The 14,617-nt window shown below is 66.4% G+C and carries 13 protein-coding genes; 3 read left to right on the forward strand and 10 right to left on the reverse strand.

The window, feature by feature from the left end; translation table 11 throughout:
• Positions 1-329: 329 nt before the first annotated feature.
• Entirely contained in the window at positions 330-1,286 is a 957-nt protein-coding gene (locus ACCQ04_RS08965) for a glycoside hydrolase family 5 protein (RefSeq protein WP_046342393.1), read from the forward strand.
• A 1,032-nt stretch (positions 1,287-2,318) separates the two neighbouring features.
• Here the strand turns inward: ACCQ04_RS08965 and ACCQ04_RS08970 are convergent.
• Both ACCQ04_RS08970 and ACCQ04_RS08975 read right to left on the reverse strand, forming a co-directional pair.
• Positions 2,319-2,897, reverse strand: coding sequence for a response regulator transcription factor (locus ACCQ04_RS08970; protein ID WP_226427751.1), 579 nt, complete (start codon positions 2,895-2,897; stop codon positions 2,319-2,321).
• On the reverse strand, positions 2,894-4,120 hold the full coding sequence (locus ACCQ04_RS08975; protein ID WP_016903101.1) for an ATP-binding protein: 1,227 nt from the start codon (positions 4,118-4,120) through the stop codon (positions 2,894-2,896). Before ACCQ04_RS08975 ends, ACCQ04_RS08970 begins: the two co-directional genes overlap by 4 nt.
• A gap of 120 nt (positions 4,121-4,240) precedes the next feature.
• Here ACCQ04_RS08975 and ispG point away from each other — a divergent pair, with 120 nt between their 5' ends.
• Entirely contained in the window at positions 4,241-5,506 is a 1,266-nt protein-coding gene (gene ispG, locus ACCQ04_RS08980; RefSeq protein WP_024940821.1) for a flavodoxin-dependent (E)-4-hydroxy-3-methylbut-2-enyl-diphosphate synthase, read from the forward strand.
• Positions 5,487-6,185, forward strand: coding sequence for a phosphatase PAP2 family protein (locus ACCQ04_RS08985; RefSeq protein WP_226427752.1), 699 nt, complete (start codon positions 5,487-5,489; stop codon positions 6,183-6,185). The genes ispG and ACCQ04_RS08985 overlap by 20 nt, the downstream gene beginning before the upstream one ends.
• Before the next feature lie 79 nt (positions 6,186-6,264).
• Here ACCQ04_RS08985 and ACCQ04_RS08990 read toward each other — a convergent pair whose 3' ends face one another.
• The 8 genes from ACCQ04_RS08990 to amaB form a co-directional block, all read right to left on the reverse strand.
• Positions 6,265-7,563 (reverse strand): MFS transporter, encoded by a 1,299-nt coding sequence (locus ACCQ04_RS08990; RefSeq protein WP_226427753.1) that lies wholly within the window; start codon positions 7,561-7,563, stop codon positions 6,265-6,267.
• Positions 7,564-7,728: 165 nt separating this feature from the next.
• Positions 7,729-8,433 carry an aspartate/glutamate racemase family protein gene (locus ACCQ04_RS08995; protein ID WP_039527607.1) on the reverse strand — a complete coding sequence of 235 codons (705 nt, stop codon included), beginning with the start codon at positions 8,431-8,433 and terminating at the stop codon, positions 7,729-7,731.
• Positions 8,434-8,573: 140 nt separating this feature from the next.
• The gene (locus tag ACCQ04_RS09000; protein WP_226427754.1) at positions 8,574-9,482 is read right to left on the reverse strand and encodes a DMT family transporter; all 909 of its coding nucleotides are present in this window, start codon (positions 9,480-9,482) and stop codon (positions 8,574-8,576) included.
• The gene (murB, locus tag ACCQ04_RS09005; RefSeq protein ID WP_226427755.1) at positions 9,476-10,528 is read right to left on the reverse strand and encodes a UDP-N-acetylmuramate dehydrogenase; all 1,053 of its coding nucleotides are present in this window, start codon (positions 10,526-10,528) and stop codon (positions 9,476-9,478) included. The genes ACCQ04_RS09000 and murB overlap by 7 nt, the downstream gene beginning before the upstream one ends.
• Entirely contained in the window at positions 10,525-11,580 is a 1,056-nt protein-coding gene (locus ACCQ04_RS09010) for a quinone-dependent dihydroorotate dehydrogenase (RefSeq protein WP_039521311.1), read from the reverse strand. Before ACCQ04_RS09010 ends, murB begins: the two co-directional genes overlap by 4 nt.
• A 5-nt stretch (positions 11,581-11,585) precedes the next feature.
• The gene (locus ACCQ04_RS09015) at positions 11,586-12,353 is read right to left on the reverse strand and encodes a class I SAM-dependent methyltransferase (protein WP_226427756.1); all 768 of its coding nucleotides are present in this window, start codon (positions 12,351-12,353) and stop codon (positions 11,586-11,588) included.
• Positions 12,354-12,355: 2 nt separating this feature from the next.
• The gene (locus ACCQ04_RS09020) at positions 12,356-12,640 is read right to left on the reverse strand and encodes a DUF4190 domain-containing protein (RefSeq protein ID WP_226427757.1); all 285 of its coding nucleotides are present in this window, start codon (positions 12,638-12,640) and stop codon (positions 12,356-12,358) included.
• Between the two features lie 336 nt (positions 12,641-12,976).
• Positions 12,977-14,509 (reverse strand): L-piperidine-6-carboxylate dehydrogenase, encoded by a 1,533-nt coding sequence (gene amaB, locus ACCQ04_RS09025; protein WP_102252462.1) that lies wholly within the window; start codon positions 14,507-14,509, stop codon positions 12,977-12,979.
• Positions 14,510-14,617 lie beyond the last annotated feature (108 nt).

Below are 14,617 nucleotides of genomic sequence, written 5' to 3' on the forward strand. Positions count from 1 at the left end.
CTACGCGCCAGGTCGACGGTCGCTCTGACTCACGCGTCATGCGTGATGTAAGCAAACGTGCGGCGTCGTGGTCGGCGCTGGCGCACGACCGCTAAACATTGCCGCCCCCTCGCCGATGACTGAGGGTGCGCCTGCCTTGTCCCCCACAACGTAATCGTTCAGCGCACTTGTTTCGGCGCTTGTTCGATATGTGACAGGGGTTGCGTCGGCTGGCACGTCAAATTGACACAGTGTTCACGCGCACTGTGAGTGCTGCCATCGCTCGTCCTCCTCCCCTCTGTCTGGAAAAATCGATCGTGAAATCACCGTTGTCTCGTTTTGCCCACCGCATGCTGCTGGTCGTTGCAGGCCTGGCAGTGTCGTCTGCCGCGCACGCGGGGCTGTCGGTGTCCGGCACACAACTGCGTGAGTCCAATGGCAACACCGTGGTCCTGCGTGGCGTCAATCTGCCGCATGCCTGGTACGCGAGCCGCACCGACGCGGCCCTGGCCGCCATCGCTGCCACCGGCGCCAATAGCGTGCGCGTGGTGCTCAGTTCCGGTTATCGCTGGAACCGCACGCCGGAGGCCGAGGTGTCGCGCATCATCGCGCGTTGCAAGAGCCTGGGCCTGATCGCGGTGCTGGAAGTGCACGACACCACCGGCTATGGCGAAGACGGCGCTGCCGCTGGCCTCGCCCACGCTACTGCGTACTGGACCAGCATCCGCAAGGCGCTGATCGGCAACGAAGACCAGGTCATCATCAACATCGGCAACGAGCCGTTCGGCAATCAGTTGAGCGCCAGCGAATGGGTCAACGGCCATGCAACCGCAATCGCCGCATTGCGCAAGGCAGGACTGACTCACGCACTGATGGTGGATGCGCCGAACTGGGGCCAGGACTGGAAGTTCTACATGCGCGACAACGCTGCCGCGTTGCTGGCGCGCGACAGCCGCCGCAACCTGATCTTCAGCGTGCACATGTACGAAGTGTTCGGCAGCGATGCGACGGTCAACAATTATCTGCGCGCCTTCCGCGATAAAAAGCTGGCGCTGGTGATCGGCGAGTTCGGTGGAGACCATCGCGGCGCGCACGTGGACGAGGCAGCGATCATGCGCCGCGCCCGCGACTACAACGTCGGCTATCTGGGCTGGTCGTGGTCGGGCAACGACAGCAGCACGCAATCGCTGGATATCGCAATCGGCTGGAACGCCACGCGCCTCAGCAGCTGGGGGCGCAACCTGATCCTGGGCGCCGATGGCATCACCGCGACCTCGCGCAGGGCGAGCGTGTTCGGGCCACGGTGAGAGTGATGCCCTGCGGTCAGCGTCTCTGGTTTTTTTCGGGATGCGTGGATGGGTCGCTTGCAGAGCTTCCGACTTGCGAGTTTTCTGCAGGGCCCTTGCCCGCCCACCATCGCGGGACACGCCGCAAGTACATCCTTGTAGGCTCTTACGCGGCATCCATGCCGCGTAAGGTCCCGCGACCGTGGGCGGGCAAGGACCAGTCGAGATGGTCGGTGTGCATGGTTTTCAACAAAACAGCCGGCAACCGGTGCGGTGTCCTCGCCGTGTTCTCGACGCTGTGATTTTGCTGCAGGGCCCTTGCCCGCCCACCATCGCAGGACACGCCACAAGTACATCCTTGTAGGCTCTTACGCGGCATCCATGCCGCGTAAGGTCCCGCGACGGTGGGCGGACAAGGACCAGTCGAGATGGTCGGTGTGCATGGTGTTCAACAAAACAGCCGGCAACCGGTGTGGTGTCCTCGCCGCGCTCTCGATGCTGTGAGCTTCCTGCAGGGCCCTTGCCCGCCCACCATCGCAGGACACGCCGCAAGTACGTCCTTGTAGGCTCTTACGCGGCATCCATGCCGCGTAAGGTCCCGCGACGGTGAGCGGGCAAGGACCAGTCGAGATGGTCGGTGTCATAGTGGAAGCGACGCAGGACGTGCACCGGTCGGATCACTAAGCGGTCGATCAACCTCTGACCATTTTCGCGTCGCAAGCCGAGCAGCAAACGGGCTTTCAACACGCAAGCTGCAAACGTCGCAGCTGCTGCCGCAATCCGAGCAACACGCTTCTCAAGAAAACAGCCGATCAACTCTCTGGCGCGGTGTCCTTGCCGGTTGCTGGACCCTTGGCGGCATGGATGCCGCCAAGGAGCCTCCATGGACGGATGCACGGCGTGTCCTACAAGCGGCGAGGGCACCGTGCTCTCGACTCACCGAGCGTTTGAGCTATGTATCGGACCGCGCCCAAAACAGCGCCATGGCTGAACGGAATCAAGCCTCGCGTAGCGCCTGAAAAACGCCACGGTTCAACGTCTCGATGTGAGGTCTCAGCGCCCGGGCTCGCGTAACGGCCCCGGGCTTGGCCGCTTGGTCAGCTTGCGCTGCAGCGAGCGGCGGTGCATGCCGAGCAGGCGTGCGGCGGCGGAGACATTGCCGCCGGTTTCGTGCAGCGCCTGCTGGATGTGCTCCCACTGCAGGCGGCTGAGCGGTGTCATCATTTCCCGCGCGGTTTCTTCTTCGTCCGGCTCCGGCAGCTCGTCGTCCTCTTCGCCCAGCGCCCGCATGATGGTCGGGATATTGGCCGGCTTGGGCAGGTAGTCGTCGGCGCCGAGCTTGATCGCCTCTACCGCAGTGGCGATGCTCGCGTAGCCGGTGACCAGCAGGATGCGCATGTCGGCGCGGATCTCGCGCAGCGGCTGGATCAGGCTCAGGCCGGAATCGTGGCCGAGCTTGAGATCGATCAAGGCGAAATCGGGCAAGGCGCTGCGCGCGGTCGACAGGGCACTGACCGCGTCGGTGGCGGTCAGGGTTTCCACGCCGCGGCGGGCGAGGCTGCGCTGCAGCGTGCGCAGGTACAGGGTGTCGTCGTCGACCAGCAGGCCGGTACGCAGGGGAGTGCTTGTCATGCGAGTGCCTCGTGTTCGGAGAGCGGCAGACGGAAACCGACGCGGGCGCCGCTGCCTTCGGCGGGCAGCATCCACAATTCGCCCTGCAGCCGCTCGACGGTGGCGTGCGAGAGCGCCAGCCCGACGCCCATGCCGTCGTGCTTGCCGCTGTTGAACAATGTGCCCGGCAGCATGGCCTGCGAGGTGTCGAAGCCCGGACCATAGTCTCGGACTTCGCCGCTGAGATGGTCCTGCTCCACGCGCAGGGTGAGATCGATCTGCGGCCGGCCGGCACGTTCGCCGGCATCGGCCGCATTGTTGAGCAGCACCATCAGCAGATGGCTGACGCCGGGCTGCAGCAGCAGGCGCATCGGTGCATCGTCGTTGCGGCGCAGCTCGATGGTCGGGCGCACCAGCCGCCATTGTTCCAGCACGTCCTTGACCGCCACTTCGCGGCTGAGGTGGCCGTTGTCGGCCGGTGCGGCCAGCGCCAGCACGCGCTCGTGACACTGCACCAGCAGCTCGCGCAGGGTGTCCAGATCCTCGCGCAATTCGCCCTGGTCGCATTGGTCGGCGATGTCGTCGACTAGCAGGGTCATCGTCGCCAGTGGCGTGTTGAGTTCATGCGCCACCGAGGCCGCGTGCGTGGCCAGCGCGACGATGCCCTCGTTACGCGCAAAGCGCTCGCGCAGCGTGGAGATCTCGCGCTCGCGTTCGCGCATCGACAAGGCCAGCCGGGTGGCGAAGGCCAGCACCACCACCGTCGACAGCAGGAAGTTGGCGGCCATGCCCCACATGTGCAGGCTGAGCGGGTCGAAGCTGCCGTAGGGCAGCGGCAGGCCGAACGCCGCACTGATCACATAGCCGGCCACACAGGACGCCGCCACGGCCATCGCCCAGCCCAGCGGCAGGGCCAGCGCGGCCAGTGCGATCAGCACCAGGAACAGCGAGCCGAACGGGTTGGCGATGCCGCCGCTCCAGCCCACCATCCAGGTCAGCACGGTGACATCGACCAGGATGTGGCCGAACTCGGTGGCCGGGCTGACCGCGCCACGGTGGGCCACCCGCAATTGCGCATACAGGTTGAACACCGCCAGTGCGGCCACGCCGGCCCACAAGGGTTGCTGCGGCAGGTCCAGGCCCATCAGGCCGGTGGCGACCAGGATGGTGGCGGCCTGGCCGGCGGTGGCCAGCCAGCGCAGGCTGCACAGGGTCCGCAGGAAGGAGGCGTCTGAGGAATTCATCACGGCAATGCTATGCGCTCGGGGGCGTGGCGGCCTGCGACAAACCGTCGCATCGGCCCGGAAGACGGCCTGCGCAGCGCTTCAGCTGTGAGCGGACCGATGACAGGCTAAAATACCGCGATGTACGATGCCGTGACTCGCCCAACCCCTCCCGCCGACGCCACCGCCTGGCCGCGCCGCATCACCCAGGCCGTCAAGATCGGCAGCGTGACTGTGGGCGGCGGCCACCCGGTGGTCGTCCAGTCGATGACCAATACCGATACCGCCGACATCGCCGGCAGCGTCAAGCAGGTGGCCGACCTGTGGCGCGCCGGCTCGGAAATGGTGCGCCTGACCGTCAACAACGCCGAGTCGGCTGCGGCCATTCCGCGCATCGTCGACAAGCTGCGCATGATGGGGATCGAGGTGCCGTTGATCGGCGATTTCCATTACAACGGTCACCAGTTGCTCGCCGCCGAGCCGGCCTGCGCCGAAGCGCTGGCCAAGTACCGCATCAATCCGGGCAATGTCGGCTTCGGCAAGAAGAAGGATCTGCAGTTCGCGCAGCTGATCGAGTTCGCGATCAAGTACGACAAACCGGTGCGCATCGGCGCCAACTGGGGCTCGCTGGACCAGTCGCTGGCTGCGCAGCTGATGGACGAGAACTCGCAACGCGACACCCCCTGGGATGCCGGCCGCGTGCTGCGCGAGGCCTTGATCCGTTCGGCAGTGGATTCGGCCGAGCGCGCGGTGGAACTGGGGCTGGCGCGCGAGCGCATCATCCTGTCGGCCAAGGTATCCGGTGTGCAGGAGCTGATTGCGGTGTATCGCGACATGGCGAGCCGCTGCGACTTTGCGCTGCATCTGGGTCTGACCGAGGCCGGCATCGGCAGCAAGGGCATCGTGGCCTCCGCCGCCGCGCTGAGCGTGCTGCTGCAGGAAGGCATCGGCGACACCATCCGCATCTCACTGACGCCGGAACCTGGCCAGTCGCGCACCCAGGAAGTGATCGTCGCACAGGAGCTGCTGCAGACCACCGGCCAGCGCGCCTTCACGCCGATGGTCACGGCCTGCCCGGGCTGCGGCCGCACCACCTCCGAGTTCTTCCAGGAACTGGCCGGCGTGGTGCAGAACCATGTGCGCGCCAAGATGCCGGAGTGGAAGATCAGCAACCCCGGCGCGGAAAACATGACCCTGGCGGTGATGGGCTGCGTGGTCAACGGGCCGGGCGAATCGCGCCACGCCAACATCGGCATTTCGTTGCCGGGCACCGGCGAGGCGCCGTCGGCACCGGTGTTCATCGATGGCGAAAAAAGCGTCACCTTGCGTGGCGAAAACATCGCCTACGAGTTCATCGATCTGATCGATCAGTACGTCGAACGTACCTATGTCCGCCGCGCCGGCTGAATCGCCGGCCGGTTTCAGGGGATGGCTGCGCAGCAATGCGTGGCGCATGGCGTTGCTGTTTGCCGGCGTGCTGCTGCCGTTGGGCTTGTTCGTCGACCTGGCCGACGAAGTCCACGAGCTGGAAAATTTCTATTTCGACGAACCCCTGCTGTGGAGCATGCGCAGCATCGCCACGCCGGGGCTGGATGCGTTTTTTGGGGTGGTCTCCAAGATCGGCTACCAGTACGGGGTGATCCCGGCCGATATCGCCATCGTGCTGGTGTTGCTGATGTTGCGGCGCTGGCGCGAGGGAACCTTTGCCGCACTCGGCTTTGGCGGCTCGGCCTTGTTGAACATGGGCGCCAAGCAGGTGTTCCAGCGCGACCGCCCGAGCCTGTGGGAATCGATCGCCCCGGAAAGCACTTTCAGCTTTCCCAGCGGGCATGCGATGGGCTCGATGACGCTCGCTGCGGTGGTCATCGCGCTGGCCTGGAACACGCGCTGGCGCTGGCCGGTGACCACTGCCGCCAGCCTGTTCGCGGTGCTGGTCGGCGTGTCGCGGATCTACCTGGGCGTGCATTATCCCTCCGACGTCCTGGGCGGCTGGTCTGCTGCGCTGGTATGGGTGGTCGGGCTGTATCTGGTGATGTTTCGCGGCGCACGGCGGCCGCATTGGCGTCGCCATCTCACCTCGGCCTGAGGGCACGGCCGCGCGACGTCGAAGGTGGTGGGCGAAAAATGCGGGTGCCGAGCGTGGCGCAGACAGGTACTGCCTTGACTCAGTAACGACGTACGCGCTCCCGGCGCCACAACTGCAGCCCGATCACGCTGCCGATTGCGGCCAGCAGAATCATGTAATACGCCGGGCCCATCGGGTGCTGCTTGAGCAACATCACCACCACCAGCGGGGTCAGGCCACCGAATACCGCATAGCCCAGGTTGTAGGCGAACGATACGCCGGACAGGCGCACCACTGGCGGGAACGCTTCGACCATGACGCGCGGAACCGCCCCCAGGACGCCGAGTGCCGCGCCCAGCAGGGCGTATAGCGGGAACAGCAACTGCGGATCACCGGCCAGGCGATAGAACAGCCAGGCGCTGGCGCCCAGGAACACGCTGCCGGCAAGCAGCACGCGTCCATTGCCGTAGCGATCGGACAAGGCGCCGGCCACGATCGAGCCGATCGCCTGCAGCAGGACCGCGAGCAGGTTGGCCTGCAAGGCGACCGCTGCCGGGTAGTGGTACGCGCTCTGCAACAGCGTCGGTGTCATCAACGACACCACCAGCACCCCGGCGGCCACCATCCAGGTCAGCCACAACGACTGCGCCACACTGCGTGGATGATCGCGCAGCACCAGCTTGAGCGGCGTTTCGCGCGCGACGGCACGCATCGCCATCAGCTCGGCGAACACCGGTGTTTCGTGCAGCCAGCGCCGCAGATACACGGAAAGCAGGCCGAAGAGGCCGCCGGCCAAAAACGGCAGGCGCCAGGCATAGTCGGCGATTTCCTGCGGCGTGAAGGCGCGATTGATCGCCCCGGCGCTGAGCGAACCGAGCAACACCCCGGCGGCCAGGCCGGCAGTCAGTGTTCCGCAAGCCAGTCCCCTGCGTTGCGCAGGCACGTGTTCTGCGACGAAGACCCATGCACTGGGAACTTCGCCGCCGATGGCTGCGCCCTGCAGCAACCGCATCGTCAGCAGCAGGAGCGGGGCGGCCAGGCCGATCTGCGCGTAGGTCGGCAGCACGCCGATGGCCAGCGTCGGCAAGGCCATCAATCCGATGCTGAGCGCGAACATGCGCTTGCGACCGAGCAGGTCGCCGAAGTGCGCCATCACGATCCCGCCCAGCGGACGGATCAGGTAGCCGGCAGCAAAGATGCCGAAAGTCTGCAACTGCCGCATCCAGTCCGGTATGCCCGGCGGAAAGAACAGCTCTCCCAGCACCGTCGCGAAGAAGATGAAGATGATGAAGTCGTAGAATTCCAGCGCGCCGCCCAGCGCGGACAGGGCCAGCGTCTTGTAGTCGCCGCGTGTGAGCTGGCTTGTGGGTGCAGCGCCTGTTGCGGAAGGGGTCTTCAAGGCATGACATCCTGTGGCAGGTGCCCGCGCGCATGCGCGTGCTGGAGCAGTGAGGTATGAGTCATCCGTGCTATTGCTGCGGCAACGCGCAGCTTGCACGCTTGCCCGCCACGGCCAGGCGCATGCACTTCGGGAAAGGCGCGCTGGCTGCGCCTTCGGTGCCGATCAGTCGCGCACACTTGCGTGCGCCGCCGCTTCGGCATGCAGTGCGGTGGTGTCGAACAACGGCAGCTGCGCATCGCTGCTGTCCACCAGCAGCGAAATCTCGGTGCAGCCCAGGATGATCGCTTGCGCACCCTCCTGGCCGAGGTCGGCCATGACCTGGCGGAAATAGCCGCGCGACTCCGGCCGGATGATGCCCTGGCAGAGTTCGTCGTAGATCACCCGATGCAGTTGCGCGCGCGCGTCGGCCGGCGGTACCAGCACCTGCAGGCCACGCCCAGCCAGGCGCTCGCGATAGAACGGCTGTTCCATGGTGAAACGCGTGCCGAGCAGCCCGACCCGGGTGACGCCCGCGGCAATCAACGCATCGGCGGTAGCATCGGCGATATGCAGCAATGGCAGCGGCGTTGCGGAGGTGATCGCATCGGCAACGCAATGCATGGTGTTGGTGCACAGCACCAGGAAGTCGGCACCGCCGGCATGCAGCGCGCGCGCCGCTGCCGCCATTGCCTGGCCTGCGCCGTCCCAGTCGCCGGCGTGTTGCAGGCGCTCGATCTCATGGAAATTGACGCTGTACAGCAACAGCCTGGCCGAATGCAGGCCGCCGCAGGCCAGGCGCACCCGCTGGTTGATGATGCGGTAATAGGGCAGGGTGGATTCCCAGCTCATGCCGCCGATCAGGCCGATGGTTTTGCTTGGAATCGGCATGCCGACCTCACCTTGGAACAGTCAACGAAGTGCGTGCGCATCGCCCCTTCAATGCCCGGGGGGCGCGTACCAGCGCAGTGTACGTCGGCATCGTCGCCACGCCACCGCGCAGGCCGGTCAGGCCGCTCGCAGACGCTCGATCACTCGCCCGGTTTTGCGCCTTCCAGCGGTGCGTGCGTGGCGGCACGACGTGCCAGCACGCTTTCACGATGGGCGATGTAGACATTGGCGCAGATGATGATGGCCGCACCGATCAGGGTATGGTGTTCGATCGCCTCGCCGAACAGCCACCAGCCCAGCAGCGCCACCAGCGGCAGCTGCATGAAGCTGATCGGCTGCAGTGCGGAGACTTCGCCAAGCTTGAGCGCGCGCGTCCAGAACAGCTGGCCGGCGGTGCCGAAGATGCCGGTCGCCGCCAGCCAGAGCCAGTCGATGCCCTGCGGCCAGATCCACTGAAACAGTGCCGGAATCAGCGACATCGGCACCCAGAACACATAGGTGTAGAACACCACGGTGTCCGAGTCGTCGCTGCGCGAGAGCTGCTTGATCTGGATCGCCACCACGGCGCTGATCACCGCTGCCAGCAGCGCAATCAGCAGGCCGGGCGTAAAGGTGGACGAGCCCGGCCGCAGGATCACCAATACGCCGATGAATCCGGCTGCCACCGCCAGCCAGCGGCGCAGGCGCACCTGTTCGTGCAGCCACACCACGGCCAGCACGGTGACGAACAACGGGGTGGAATACGACAGCGAGATCGCCTGCGACAACGGCAGGTGGCCGATCGCCCAGAACCCGCACAGCATCGAGGCCAGGCCGATCAGGGTGCGTGCCAGGTACTGCGGCAATTGCCGCGTGCGCGGCGCCTTGCCGGCGCGCAGGATCAGCGGCAACAGGGCCAACAGCCCGAACGCATTGCGAAAGAACGCGATCTCGGTGGTGGCGATCGTGCCCGATGCCAGCCGGATGCAGATGGCCATCAGGCCGAAGGCGAAGGTACTGGTGAGCATCCACAGCGCAGCACGTCGTGATGCCTGCTGCGCAGTCACCAATGCGCTCCGATGATGCGCGGCTCCGGCTCCAGGATCACCGAGTAACGCTCGCGCACCGATTCGGCGATGCGCCGTGCAAAGTCCAGCAGCTGCGCACCGCTGGCGGTGCCGTAATTGACCAGCACCAGGGCGTGATCCGGCGACACTCCGGCATCGCCTTCGCGCCGGCCCTTCCAGCCGCACTGCTCGATCAACCAGGCCGCCGACAACTTGCCCTGGCCGGGCTGTTCGCCAGGGTAGACCGGCATATCGGCAAAGGTGGCCTGCAGCGCGGCAATCTGCTCGCTGGGCAGCAAGGGATTCTTGAAGAAGCTGCCGGCATTGCCGAGCACATCCGGGTCCGGCAGTTTGCGCCGACGGATGTTGATCACCGCCTGCGCCACATCGGCGGCACCGGCCAGGTCGGCGCCCATGCTGGCCAGCTCCTCGCGGATACCGGCGTAGTCCAGCCGCAACTCGTGCAGCAGCGGCAGATTGAATTCCACCGCGACGATCAGATAACGCTCCGGCTGCTGCTTGAACACGCTGTCGCGATAGGCAAAGGCGCACTCGGCCGCGGTCAGCCGCACGAACTGCTGGGCATGCAGATCGAAGGCGTCCACCACATGGATGAAGTCGCCCACCTGGGCGCCGTATGCGCCGATGTTCTGGATCGGGCAGGCGCCGACGGTGCCGGGAATCAAGGCCAGATTCTCCAGCCCCGACAAGCCTTGCTGCAGCGAATACAGCACCAGCGCGTGCCAGTTGACGCCGGCACCGGCGCGCACGATGGCGTGGTCGGCATGGTGCGCGATGATGGCGACGTCGCGGTTTTCGAAACACAGCACGCAGCCCGGCGGGTCGCCGGCCAGCAGCACGTTGCTGCCGCTGCCCAGCACCAGCAGCGCTTGCCCGGCGATCTCCGGCGCTGCCAGCGCCTGCGGCAAGGCATCGGGTGCGTGGATGCTCAGCAACCAGCGCGCCGTGGCATCGACATGAAAGGTATTGAGCGCGCGCAGGGGCGCGTGTTCGCTCAAGCGCCAGCCGGCCTGCGCTGCAGCGCTCATAGCGGCGACACCGCACCACCGCTGGGCGCTTCGCGGCGGCGACGGATCGCGTCCACGCATTCGCCGATCAGCGGCGGCCCGCGATAGACCAGGCCGCTGTAGCACTGCACCAGCGTCGCGCCGGCCGCCATCTTGGCCACCGCATCCGCACCGGAGTTGATGCCGCCCACGCCGATCAACGGGATCGACTCGGGCAGACGCGCGCGCAGGCGGCGCAGCACCAGCGTGGATTGCCCCAGCAGCGGCGCGCCCGACAGGCCGCCGGCCTCGGCAGCCAGCGGATGGTTGGCGATCAGGGTGCGCGTCACCGTGGTGTTGGTGGCGATCACACCATCCACCGCCAGATCGGCCAGCACGCGCGCGGCCGCATCGATGTCGCGATCGTTGAGATCCGGCGCCACCTTCACCAGCATCGGCACGCGCTTGCCGTGTTGCGCGGCCAGGGCTTCCTGGGTGTCGCGCAGATCGGCGATCAGCCGGCGCAGCGCCTGTTCTTCCTGCAGCTCGCGCAAGCCGGCAGTGTTGGGCGAAGAAATGTTAACGGTGATGTAGTCGGCCAGCGGGTAGACGCGCTCCATGCAATAGCGGTAGTCGCTGGTGGCTTCCTCGTTGGGCGTGTCCTTGTTCTTGCCGATGTTGATGCCGAGCAGGCCGCCGCGCCGGCGCGCGCGTTGCACGTTGGCCACCAGCACGTCCACGCCCAGGTTGTTGAAGCCCATGCGGTTGATCACCGCCTGGTATTCCGGCAAGCGGAACATGCGCGGCTTGGGATTGCCTTCCTGCGGCCGCGGCGTCACCGTGCCGATCTCGACGAAGCCGAAACCCAGCGCAAGCAGTGCATCGATGTGCTCGCCGTTCTTGTCCAGGCCGGCACCGAGCCCGACCGGGTTGGGAAACATCAGACCGAAGGCCGGCGTCGGCAGCGGCACCGGGCGCTTGGCCAGCAGCGGCGTGGTGCCGGTGCGGTAGGCGACATCGATGGAGCGCAATGCCAGCGCGTGGGCGCGCTCGGCATCGAGGGAAAACAGCAAGGGGCGGGCAAGCGAATACATGCGGGTCAGTTCAATCCCCCGGCGAACACCCGGGTCTGGTATTGGAAGTCGATCAGCCCGTCGCGTGCATGCACATCGAACAGCGTGCGCAGTGCGGCGAGCATCGGGACATGGCGTGGGTCATGCGCGAGCGGGGCATACGACGAAGACAACAGCCGGCCGCGTAAGGCATCGAAGTCCAGCCGTTGCACATTCGGAAAGCGTGCCATCGCGCGGAAGCCTTCGCCGAACCACGCCTGCATGGTGGCATCGTCCTGATAGCGTTCGGCCACGGCCGAATAGTCGGTGCCGTAGTCCAGCAGCAGTTGCTCGTAGCCGCGCAGGAAGTCGGTGGTGTCCAGCTCGCGGCTGTTCCAGTAGATCACCGCCAGCCCGCCGGGCTGCAGGATGCGCGCCCACTCGGCACGCACCGCCTGCACGTCGAACCAGTGAAAGGCCTGCGCCGCGGACACCAAGCCGACGCTGGCATCGACCAGCCCGGTGGCCTCGGCGGTGCCGTCGACCGCGCGGAACTTGGGGAACTCCGCCAGCCACTGCTGCGCGGCTGCGCGCATGGCCGGGTTGGGTTCCACCGCCGTGACCGGATAACCGGCCTCCAGAAACAGCCGGCTGGAGATGCCGGTGCCGGCACCGATATCGGCCACCGCGGTGGCCGGCGTCAGGCCCAGCTCTTCGTGCAGCCAGCGCAGCAGCTGCGGCGGATAGCTCGGCCGGTAGCGCACATAGGCAGCGACGCGGTCGTTGAAGCGTTGGGCGGAGGAGGGCGCGGCCATGCTCAACTGTTGGCGGCCGCAAGCCAGGCCAGGCCGCCGAAGAACAGGATGAAGATCGCCACCCCTGTCACCCAGAGCGCAACCGCCAACCAGCCAAGAATCAGCCCGCCGATGGCCAGCCCGTCGCCGTCCAGTCCCTGCGGGTTGCGGCGGATTTCGCCGCGCGCCAGGTGGCCGGTGATGATGGCGCAGAGGCTGCCGAGGAACGGGATCAGCGTCCAGCCGAGAATGCCCGAGACCAGGCTGACGATGGCCATGGCACTGGTCTGTCGAACGACGACGTTCATCATGAACTCCTGAAGTGGCGGCAGCCGACGGCTGGCGTGGGCCGATTATCCCAGAGCCGCCGCCCGAATGGCGTGCCGTCTGCGGCCAGACGCGGTGCGGGGCCGGTTTTGACCGGAATGGGCGAGGCTGCATCTCTGGCCGTGCCCGACATCGGGACTAGCGGCCGATGAAACGTTGAGCACCGAGGTCGTGCGCAACAGCGTGACTCACTGCAAATGATCCAGGCACCAGGCCGCCGCTGATTGGCCGAGCCGTGCGCAGGCGCAACGTGGCAGCCATGCTCCGGTACGCGTGCGACAGCGCGCCGGCTCGATGCCCGGCGCGCTGCACCTCGATCAAAGATCGAACTTGATGCCCTGCGCCAGCGGCAGCGAGTCGGAGTAGTTGATCGTATTGGTCTGACGACGCATATAGACCTTCCACGCATCCGAACCGGATTCGCGGCCACCGCCGGTCTCCTTTTCGCCGCCGAACGCGCCGCCGATCTCCGCACCGGAGGTGCCGATGTTGACGTTGGCGATGCCGCAGTCGCTGCCGGCCGCCGACAGGAACTTCTCGGCCGCCTTCAGGTTCTGGGTGAAGATCGACGACGACAGGCCCTGCGGCACACCGTTCTGCAGTTCGATCGCCTCGTCCAGCGTGCTGTACTTCATCACGTACAGGATCGGCGCGAAGGTCTCGTGCTGCACCACCGCGTCGCTGTTCTGCAGCCCGGTGACGATGGCCGGCAGCACGAAATTGCCGGGGCGATCGATCGCGGTGCCGCCCACTTCGACCGTGCCGCCAGCGGCCTTGGCCTTGGCGATCGAGGCCAGGAACTGCTCCACCGCGCCCTGGCTGTTGAGCGGGCCCATCAGGTTTGCCGGGTCGGTCGGGTCGCCGATCTTGCTGTCGAGCTGCTTGTACGCCTTGACCAGCGTGGCCAGCACGTTGTCGTAGATGGATGCGTGCACGATCAGGCGGCGCGTGGTGGTGCAGCGCTGCCCGGCGGTGCCCACCGCGCCGAACACGATGCCCGGGATGGCCAGCTTCAGGTCGGCGGTCTCGTCCAGGATGATGGCGTTGTTGCCGCCCAGCTCCAGCAGGCAACGGCCCAGGCGGTGCGCGACCTTTTCCGCCACCACGCGACCGATCTGGGTCGAACCGGTGAAGCTGATCAGCGGGATGCGGGTGTCTTCCACCAACTTCTGCGACAGCGCCGTGCCGGCATCGTTGATCAGGAAGAAGATGTCCGGGAAGCCGGCGTCCTTCAATGCCGCATTGCAGATCTTCATCGTCGCGATCGCGGTCAGCGGGGTCTTGTTGGACGGCTTCCAGATGCAGATATCGCCGCAGATGGCCGCCAGGAACGCATTCCACGCCCACACCGCCACCGGGAAGTTGAACGCGCTGATGATGCCGACCAGGCCCAGCGGCTGGTACTGCTCGTACATGCGGTGGCCCGGCCGCTCCGAGTGCATGGTGTAGCCGTACAGCATGCGGCTCTGGCCGACTGCGAAGTCGGCGATGTCGATCATCTCCTGTACTTCGCCGTCGCCCTCGGGCTTGCTCTTGCCCATTTCCAGCGCCACCAGCGAGCCCAGCGCATCCTTGTGCGCACGCAGCGCCTCGCCACACAGGCGAACGGCTTCGCCACGGCGCGGCGCAGGCGTGGTCCGCCACACCTTGAAGGCGGCCTGTGCACGCTGGACGATCAGCTCGTAGTCTTCCGGCGTGGTGGCCTGCACCTCGGCGATCACCGCGTTGGTGGTCGGATTGAGCGGCTGCAGCACCCCGGCGCCGGTGGCCTGCGACCAGGTCGCCTCGCCAAGATAGGTACCGGAATTGGACGCGGCGAGGTCGAGCGCCTTGAGCAGGTCAGCGGACATGGGATCTCCAAAGGTCGGGACGGTCGCGTGGCGGCCAGCGGCCCCCCACGACACGGTAGCCGCCGATTTTAGCAGGCTCCGCCGACCACCCGCCGGCTTGGCAATCGC

It is taken from the genome of Xanthomonas sp. NCPPB 2866 (assembly GCF_041475745.2).
GTDB classification, from domain to species: domain Bacteria; phylum Pseudomonadota; class Gammaproteobacteria; order Xanthomonadales; family Xanthomonadaceae; genus Xanthomonas; species Xanthomonas arboricola.

Coding starts and splice junctions, on each gene's coding strand:
- ACCQ04_RS08965 (WP_046342393.1), top strand. CDS start 330: ATGCTGCTGGTCGTTGCAGGCCTGGCAGTGTCGTCTGCCGCGCACGCG.
- ACCQ04_RS08970 (WP_226427751.1), bottom strand. CDS start 2,897: ATGACAAGCACTCCCCTGCGTACCGGCCTGCTGGTCGACGACGACACC.
- ACCQ04_RS08975 (WP_016903101.1), bottom strand. CDS start 4,120: ATGAATTCCTCAGACGCCTCCTTCCTGCGGACCCTGTGCAGCCTGCGC.
- ispG (WP_024940821.1), top strand. CDS start 4,241: ATGTACGATGCCGTGACTCGCCCAACCCCTCCCGCCGACGCCACCGCC.
- ACCQ04_RS08985 (WP_226427752.1), top strand. CDS start 5,487: ATGTCCGCCGCGCCGGCTGAATCGCCGGCCGGTTTCAGGGGATGGCTG.
- ACCQ04_RS08995 (WP_039527607.1), bottom strand. CDS start 8,433: ATGCCGATTCCAAGCAAAACCATCGGCCTGATCGGCGGCATGAGCTGG.
- murB (WP_226427755.1), bottom strand. CDS start 10,528: ATGAGCGCTGCAGCGCAGGCCGGCTGGCGCTTGAGCGAACACGCGCCC.
- ACCQ04_RS09010 (WP_039521311.1), bottom strand. CDS start 11,580: ATGTATTCGCTTGCCCGCCCCTTGCTGTTTTCCCTCGATGCCGAGCGC.
- ACCQ04_RS09015 (WP_226427756.1), bottom strand. CDS start 12,353: ATGGCCGCGCCCTCCTCCGCCCAACGCTTCAACGACCGCGTCGCTGCC.
- ACCQ04_RS09020 (WP_226427757.1), bottom strand. CDS start 12,640: ATGAACGTCGTCGTTCGACAGACCAGTGCCATGGCCATCGTCAGCCTG.
- amaB (WP_102252462.1), bottom strand. CDS start 14,509: ATGTCCGCTGACCTGCTCAAGGCGCTCGACCTCGCCGCGTCCAATTCC.